This is a genomic window from Streptomyces flavofungini (assembly GCF_041028215.1).
Classification (GTDB): domain Bacteria; phylum Actinomycetota; class Actinomycetes; order Streptomycetales; family Streptomycetaceae; genus Streptomyces; species Streptomyces flavofungini_B.
In genome coordinates, this window is sequence record NZ_JASKYR010000351.1 from 1 (window position 1) to 7,897 (window position 7,897).

Here is a 7,897-nt window from a genome sequence, read left to right on the forward strand (position 1 = left end):
GTGCACGGCCGCCTGGTGGGCCGGGCGCTTCCCGACCGGTACGCCGGGGGGGGGGGGGGGGGGGGGGGGGGGGGGGGGGGGGGGGGGGGGGGGGGGGGGGGGGGGGGGGGGGGGGGGGGGGGGGGGGGGGGGGGGGGGGGGGGGGGGGGGGGGGGGGGGGGGGGGGGGGGGGGGGGGGGGGGGGGGGGGGGGCCGGTCGCGTCCGCGCGCGGAACTGACGCGGTTCGAGCCGCGCGGCGACTCGATCACCGTGCACGGCCGCCTGGTGGGCCGGGCGCTTCCCGACCGGTACGCCGAGGCCGTGCGGCGCAGGGACAAGGTCGCGGTGCCCATCGACGTGCGGTGGTCGGGCGCGGCGTTCACGCTGCGGGTGCCGCTGGCCGCGATGACCGGGGCCGGGGAGGGGCAGTGGGTGTGGGACTTCCGGGTGGCCGGGCTGCCGCTCGGCCGGTGGCTGTCCGACGTACGCGACCCCGCGGCGGCCTGCCCCACGCCCTTCCGCGTCTTCGCGCTGCCGGACGGCGCGCTGGTACGGGCGCACGCCCACTTCACCGGGACCGGCGCCTTCGCGGTGACGTGCTGGGACATCACGGACCTCACGGAGACCAGGACCAGGGCGACCGAGACCACGGAGACCAGGACCAAGGACCGGCCGCACCTCACCCGGGAGCCCGCGAAGGAGACCTCATGAAGATCACGTACCTGCTCGGCTGGGGCGACGAGATGGGCGGGACCGAGCTCGCCACGTACACCCAGGCCGCCCACCTCGCCGAGCGGCCCGGCATCGAGGTCGAGGTCGTCTCGGTCTTCCGCACCCGCGAGGAGCCGTTCTTCGCCGAGGCCCGCCGCCTGCCCGTCCGCTATCTGGTGGACCGCACGCGCACGCCCGAGCGCCCGGTGCGCGACTCCGAGCTCGACGACGCCGCGTGCCGCACGCTCGCCGCGCTCCCCAGCGAACTGATCAGGCCCGCCTGGGAGGACACCTTCGACCGGCTCTCGGACATCGAGATGGCCGACGCGTTCGCCGCCCTGGAGACCGATGTCCTGGTCACCACCACGCCCGCGCTGCTCGCCGCCGCCGTGACGCTCGCCCCCGCGCGGGTCGTCACCGTGCACCAGGAGCACCGCCCCACCCAGCGCCGCGGCCCCTCCGGCGAACCGCTGCTCCTGCACGCCCCGCGCCTGGACGCGCTGGTCACGCTGACCGGACGGACCCGGGACTGGATCGCGGAGTCCCTCGGCCCCACCGCGCCCGAGCTCGCCGTCATCCCGAACGCCGTGCCGGACGGCTTCCGGCCGCGCGCCGACGGCGAGGGCAAGGTCATCGTGATGGCGGCGCGGCTGACCGGCGAGAAGCGCGTCGACCACGCCGTGCGCGCCTTCGCCGAGGTCGCCGACGCCCACCCCGGGTGGACCTTGCGGATCTTCGGCAGCGGCCACCGGGAGCGGCACCTGCGCCGCCTGATCGACGGCTTCGGCCTGCACGACCGCGTCGAACTGCTCGGCCCCTGCCAGGACATGGCCGCCGAGTGGGCGAAGGCCGGGCTCAGCCTGATGACGGCCGGGCACAACGAGGCGTTCCCGCTCGTTCTCCTGGAGGCCCTCGCGGCCGGGGTGCCGGTCGTGGCGTACGACGTGCTGACCGGGCCCGCCGAGATCGTGCGGCACCGCGTCGACGGGCTCCTCGTGCCGCCGGGGCAGGTCACCGAGCTGGCCGCCGCCATGGACGAGCTGATGGGCGACGCCACCAAGCGGCGCGCCTTCGCCCGTGCCGCGCGCGAGGGCGTCTATGAGCGCTTCTCGTCGGCCGCCGTCACCGCCCGCTGGGAGGAGCTGTACCGGCGGCTCGTGGCGGGGCGCGACCGTCCCGAGCGGCTGCGGGGGCGCGCGGACCGGGTGGCGCTCGGGGTCGCGTCCGGCGGCTGCGGGTTCCGCCCCACGGCCCCGCACACCTTCGACGCCGCGGCGGCGGCCGACGAGCGCGCCCGCGAGGACGAGATCCTCGCCGCCGACACCACGGGCCGCGTCATCCGCTCGGTGGGCCGCCTCGCCGAGCGCCGCGACGACGTCCTCGCCCCGCGCATGGCGGAGCTGAACCTCGAACTGACCGCCGACGCCCTCGCGGCGCGGGACGTCCCCTACGTCAAGGTCCGCACCCCCGACGGCACGGCCCACACCCTCGCCGTGGCCGCCGAGCACCGGGAGCACGCCCTGAAGGCGCTCGCCGGGGCGCTGCGCGGGCAGCCCGTCTACGCCGAGCTGGTCAACCCGCGCGACGCGGCGCCGGGGGCGGTGCTCGCCGAGCGGCTCGACGCCATCGGCGAGGTCGCGGGCGTCCGGGTCTTCAAGCCGGTGACCACGACCACGCTATCGCTGCGGCACGGCACGGGCCAGGCCTGCACGGTGGCGTTCTGGGGGCGGACCGAGGGCGGACCGCTGGGCACGCAGGGGTACCGGGCGCCGTTCGGGGCGACGCTCGCCGGGGCGGAACTGCCCTCGCTCACCCCGACGGCGACCCTGCGGGTGGCCGAGCGGGACTACCCCACCCTGGACGTGTTCACCGAACTCCTCGTCAAGGACGTCGACTTCCCCGTCGACGCGGTCTACACCTGGGTCGACGACTCCGACCCCGAGTGGCGGGCGCTGCGCGATGCGACGCGGGGCGGGGCGAGGGAGACCGCGGACGACGGCGCGGTGCGCTTCCGCAACCGCGACGAGCTGCGTTTCTCGCTGCGCTCCCTGGCGATGTACGCGCCGTGGATCAGACACGTGTACCTCGTCACGGCGGGCCAGCGCCCCGACTGGCTGGACACCGGCCACCCGGGCCTCACCGTCGTGGACCACCGCGACCTGTTCGCGGACCCGGACGCGTGCCTGCCGACCTTCAACTCGCACTCCATCGAGTCCCAGCTGCACCGCGTCGAGGGCCTCTCGGAGCACTTCCTCTACTTCAACGACGACATGTTCCTCGGCCGCCCCACCAACCCCACCACGTTCTTCCACAGCAACGGCATCGCCCGCTTCTTCTGGTCGTCGGCGTCCGTGCCCGCGCTGCCGGTCTCGCCGGACGACGAGGGCTATCTCGGGGCGGCGAAGAACAACCGCGAGCTGCTGCGCAGGGAGTTCGGCAGGACGGCGACGCACAGCTTCTTCCATGTGCCGTACGCGCTGCGCCGCTCGGTCCTTGAGGAGATCGCCGAGCGGTTCCCCGAGGAGTGGGCGGCGACCTCCCGCAGCCGATTCCGCTCGACCGGCGACCTCGCGATCGTCTCGTCCCTGCACCACCACTACGCCTACCTCACCGGGCGGGCCGTCCCCGGCGGCATCTCCTACGACTTCGTGGACATCGGCGACCGCAAGGACCACGCCCGGCTCGGGAGGCTGCTCCAGAACCGGGACCGGACGGCGTTCTGCATCGGCGAGTCGCACGAGAGCGGCATGGCGGACGAGGAGATGGCGCTCGCCATCAGGTCCTTCCTGACCGCGTACTTCCCGGTGCGCTCGCCCTACGAACGGGCGTGAGCCGTCAGGCGCGGTCCAGCACGGGGCGGAACAGCTCGCGCACCACCCGCTCGGCGGCGCCCCCGTCGTCGTACGGACAGAACCTCGTCCGGAACGCCGACCGCAGCGCCGCCGACTCCGGGGAGTCCCACGTCCCGTCCCTGAAGAGATCCACCAGGGCGTCCTCGGTGGTGGCCGTCGCGCCCGGGGTCTCGCCGGGGCGGCCGGAGAGCACGTCGAAGTAGGTGCCCCTGGCCAGGCGGTAGGCCTGCCAGTCGGGTGCGTAGGTCACGATCGGGCGGTCCAGGCAGGCGTAGTCGAACATCAGCGAGGAGTAGTCCGTGACGAGGGCGTCGGCGGCCAGGCAGAGGTCCTCCACGCGCGCGTGCCCGGTGACGTCGACGAGCTGCGGGTGCCGGTCGAGCACGGCGGCGGCGCCGTAGAAGTAGTGCGCGCGCACGAGGACGACGTAGGAGGGGCCGAGCCGCTCGGCGAAGCGCGCGAGGTCCAGCCGGGGCTGGAAGCCCTTCTGGTAGTCGCGGTGGGTGGGCGCGTAGAGCAGCACGGTCCGCCCGTCGCCGACGCCGAGCTGGGTGCGGATGCGGGTGATCTCCTCGTCGCCCGTGGTGAAGTACACGTCGTTGCGGGGGTAGCCCGCCTCCAGGGGCCGGTAGGCGGTGGAGGGGTAGACCCGCTCCCAGACCTCCGTGGAGTGCGGGTTGGAGGAGAGGCTCAGGTCCCACTGGTCGGTGTGGTCCAGGACCTTCTGGAAGCTGATGCCGTGGGTGCCCGCGGGGTAGCGGCGCTGGTCCAGGCCCATCGTCTTGAGCGGGGTGCCGTGGTGGGTCTGGAGGTAGACCTGCCCCGGGCGCTTGGTGAAGCCGCCGGGGAAGCTGGAGTTGTTGACGAGGTAGGTGGCTCTCGCCATCGCCTCCCAGTATCTTCGCGAGCCCTCGATGACGTACTCCACGCCCGCGGGCACCTTGTGCTTGTTGCGGCTCGACACCACCCAGACGCCCCTGATGTGCGGGGCCAGTTCGCGGGCCTTGGCGTGGATGGCGGCCGGGTTGCAGGAGACCCCGCGGTTCCAGTAGGCGCCGTAGACCGCGAGGTGCGGGTCGAGGGAGCGGTGCAGGTCGGCGCGGTAGACGGCGCGCATGGCGCGGGCGCGCAGCTTCTTCTTGCGCTGCCGCAGCTCCCTCGCGACGCGGACGCGCCGGCTGCCCGCCTCGCGGAGTCCCGCGTAGGCGGCGTAGGAGGCGGCGGCGAGTGCCTTCTCCTCGGGGCTCCGGGGCTCTCCGGCGCTCGCGGGGGCGTACGTACGGTAGACGCGCGCCGCCTCGCGGAAGAAGTCGCGCCGGTCGGCCGCGCCGATCCGCCCGGGGTCGTCGAGGACGGCGACGAGGTGCGCGGCGGCGTGCGGCAGGAGCCTGGCGCGGTCGGCGGGGTCCAGGGCGCCGAGGAGTTCCTCGTACCGCTCGACGGCGGCGAAGTGCTGCCTGCCCGGGGTCGTGGAGAAGCTGCCGCCGCGCCGTTCCCGCCAGCGCACGCAGCTCCGGTCGAGGACGGCGACGCGGTCCCCCGCGCGCAGGGTCGCGGTGTGCACCGGCACCACGTCCTCGTAGGGCCCCTCGGAGAACGCGAGTTTCCGCTCGTGCCAGAAGGCGCGCCGGAAGAGGCGGTTCCAGGCGGCGGGGGTGTGGGCGAGCGGGTCGCCGGTGAGGCGGTCGCCGCCGGGGCGCACCTGCTCCCACCAGTCGACGCGCTCATGGGCGAAGAGCAGGACGTCCGGCTCGCCGCGCTCGGCGAGGGCGGCGTCCAGGGCTTCGAGCGCGCCCGGCAGGAGCAGGTCGTCGCCGTCGAGGAAGAGCAGGTGCTCGCCGGTGGCGCGGTCGGCGCCGCTGTTGCGGGCGGCACCGGGCCCCGACCGGGCCGCCAGCCGCAGGAGTTGCACACGCGGATCACGCTCCGCGTACTCCCCGGCGATCGCCGGGCAGGCGTCGGGCGAGGCGTCGTCGACGACGATCAGCTCGACGTCGGCGAAGGACTGTGCCAGCACGGAGTCAAGGCATTCCCGCAGGTAGCCCTGGACACGGTGGGCGGGGACGACGACGGAGAAGCGCGACATGCCAACCGACCGTAGTCAGCACGGCACCGCCTGTCGAAGACCTCGCGTCACTCATCCGGGTGGAAGGCGGCGAACAGGCTGACCAACGCCAGCGAGCGGCGGGCAAAGGGGGATAAATATGCCCGTACTCCCATGAAAGGCCGGTCGCCGTGCAGCCCCGTCTCAGCGTCGTCGTGCCCATCTACAACGTCGAGGAGTTCCTGGAGGAGTGCCTTGAGTCGATCGCCCGGCAAACCGTCAACGGCTCCGGCACCGGCCCCGGCCGCACCGGCGCGGCCGAGGGGGCGGGCGGCCTCGAATGCATCCTCGTCGACGACGGCTCGACGGACGGCAGCCCGCGCATCGCCCGCGAGTTCGCCGCGAAGGACCCCCGTTTCGTCTATGTCCGCCAGCGCAACGCGGGGCTGAGCGCCGCCCGCAACACCGGGGTGCGCAAGGCGTCGCCCACGGCGGAGTTCCTCACCTTCGTGGACAGCGACGACGTCGTGCCGCACGACGCGTACGAGCGCATGATCGCCAGCCTCGACGCCTCCGGCTCCGACTTCGCGAGCGGCAACGTCTGGCGGCTGACCGAGCGCGGACGCTCCCAGGCCTGGCAGTACAAGTGGCTGACCGAGCCGCGCACCCGTACGCACATCACGCGCGACCTGGACCTCCTGGCCGACCGCGTGGCCTGGAACAAGGTCTTCCGGCGCGCCTTCTGGGACCGCCACCGCTTCGCCTTCCCCGAGGGCAAGCTCTACGAGGACACGCCCGTGATGATCCCGGCGCACTTCCTCGCCGGTTCCGTGGACGTGCTCAGCGACCACGTCTACTACTGGCGGGTGCGCGAGGGCTCGATCACCCGGCGGCGCACGGACGTCCGGGGCGTGCGCGACCGCATCGCCGCCTGCGCGCACGTCAGCGCCTTCCTCGCCACGCACGCCCCGCAGATGAAGAAGACGTACGACACCTCCTGCCTGCGCGACGACTTCGTGTACTTCCTTGAGGGGCTGCCGATGGGCGGCCCCGAATACCGCGCCGCGTTCATGACGGACACGGCCGCCTTCCTGCGCCGCGCCGACCCGTCCGTCATCGCCGGGCTCCCCGTCGACCTGCGGATCAAGTGGCAGCTCGTACGGGAGATGCGCACCGCCGAACTCATCGCCCTGCTCACCTACGAGCGCGCCAACGGCACCGCCTTCCATGTGCGCGGCACGGTGCGGCGCCGTGCCGTCTACCCGGGCATCGGCCGTGTCCCGGAGAAGCTGGCGCGGCTCGGGCGCCACGAACTGCCCGTCGTGGCGCGGGTCGGCGAAACCCGGTGGGGCGACGACGGCAAGCTGCGCATCAGCGGCTACGCCTATGTGCGCAACCTGGAGGCGACCCGCCCCGGGCACTCCGTCAAGACGGGTCTGCTCAGGTCGGTGAGCAGCAGGCGGCAGTTCCGCCGGGTGCCGACGCGGACCGTCACCGCGCCGCAGGCCACCGAGCAGTCACGGCAGCAGCTGCACTGCTACGACCTCTCCGGCTTCGAGATGACCGTCGACCCCGAGCAGCTCAGGACCGGCGGGCGGTGGCGGCCCGGCAACTGGCTGCTCGGCGTGGTCGTCGCGGGCCACGGCTCGGTGCGGCGCGCGGCGGTCAGGGCGGCGGACGGGGCCTCCGCGCAGACCCTGGTGCGCGAGCTGGGCGACGGTCTCCGGCTGGCCGTCGGCTACAGCAAGGGGCGGCTCGCCCTGCGCGTCCAGGAGTACGCGGCGCGCGTGGAGGGCCACCGGCTCGACGGGGGCGACGTGGTGCTGAGCGGCGGCCTGCCGGGCGGCCTGCGCCCCGAGTCCCTGCGCCTCACCCACAAGCACGCGAAGACCGACTTCGACTATCCCCTGACCCTCACGGGGAACCGCTTCGAGGTGCGGGTGCGCCTCGCGGACCTGACGGCCGTGCCCCCGGTGCCGCACCTCGGGCCCAAGGAGGTGGAGCCGCCGCACGGCGACCGCTTCCAGGCCAACCTCGTGCTGCCCGACGGCACCCTGAAGTCCCTGGCCGCCACCCTCGACCTGGCGCCGGGCCGCTATCCGGCGGGCCCTGGGCGCGAGCTGTGCGCCACCGCCAACGACCAGGGCGCCCTGGTCGTCGAGCTGACCCGGCAGCCGGTGGCCGACCGCGTCGAGTGGGGCGCGGACGGCACCCTGACCGTCGAGGGCCTAGCCTCGGCCGCCTGCTGGCCCGAGGCYGAACTCGTGCTGCGGCACAGCGGCCGCGACGAGGAGCTGACGGTGCCCGCCG

General features: G+C 74.2%; 4 protein-coding genes. 3 read left to right on the forward strand and 1 reads right to left on the reverse strand.

The window, feature by feature from the left end; genetic code table 11:
• Positions 1-250 precede the first annotated feature (250 nt).
• Positions 251-691 (forward strand): hypothetical protein, encoded by a 441-nt coding sequence (locus AB8Z36_RS23075; protein WP_369215270.1) that lies wholly within the window; start codon positions 251-253, stop codon positions 689-691.
• Positions 688-3,522 (forward strand): stealth conserved region 3 domain-containing protein, encoded by a 2,835-nt coding sequence (locus AB8Z36_RS23080; protein WP_369215271.1) that lies wholly within the window; start codon positions 688-690, stop codon positions 3,520-3,522. The genes AB8Z36_RS23075 and AB8Z36_RS23080 overlap by 4 nt, the downstream gene beginning before the upstream one ends.
• A gap of 4 nt (positions 3,523-3,526) precedes the next feature.
• On the opposite strand, the gene AB8Z36_RS23085 is transcribed toward AB8Z36_RS23080, so the two are convergent.
• Positions 3,527-5,629 (reverse strand): bifunctional glycosyltransferase/CDP-glycerol:glycerophosphate glycerophosphotransferase, encoded by a 2,103-nt coding sequence (locus AB8Z36_RS23085; protein ID WP_369215272.1) that lies wholly within the window; start codon positions 5,627-5,629, stop codon positions 3,527-3,529.
• Positions 5,630-5,778: 149 nt separating this feature from the next.
• Between AB8Z36_RS23085 and AB8Z36_RS23090 the strand changes: the two genes are divergently transcribed.
• A partial coding sequence (locus tag AB8Z36_RS23090; protein ID WP_369215273.1) for a glycosyltransferase family 2 protein occupies positions 5,779-7,897 on the forward strand: 2,119 nt, incomplete at its 3' end.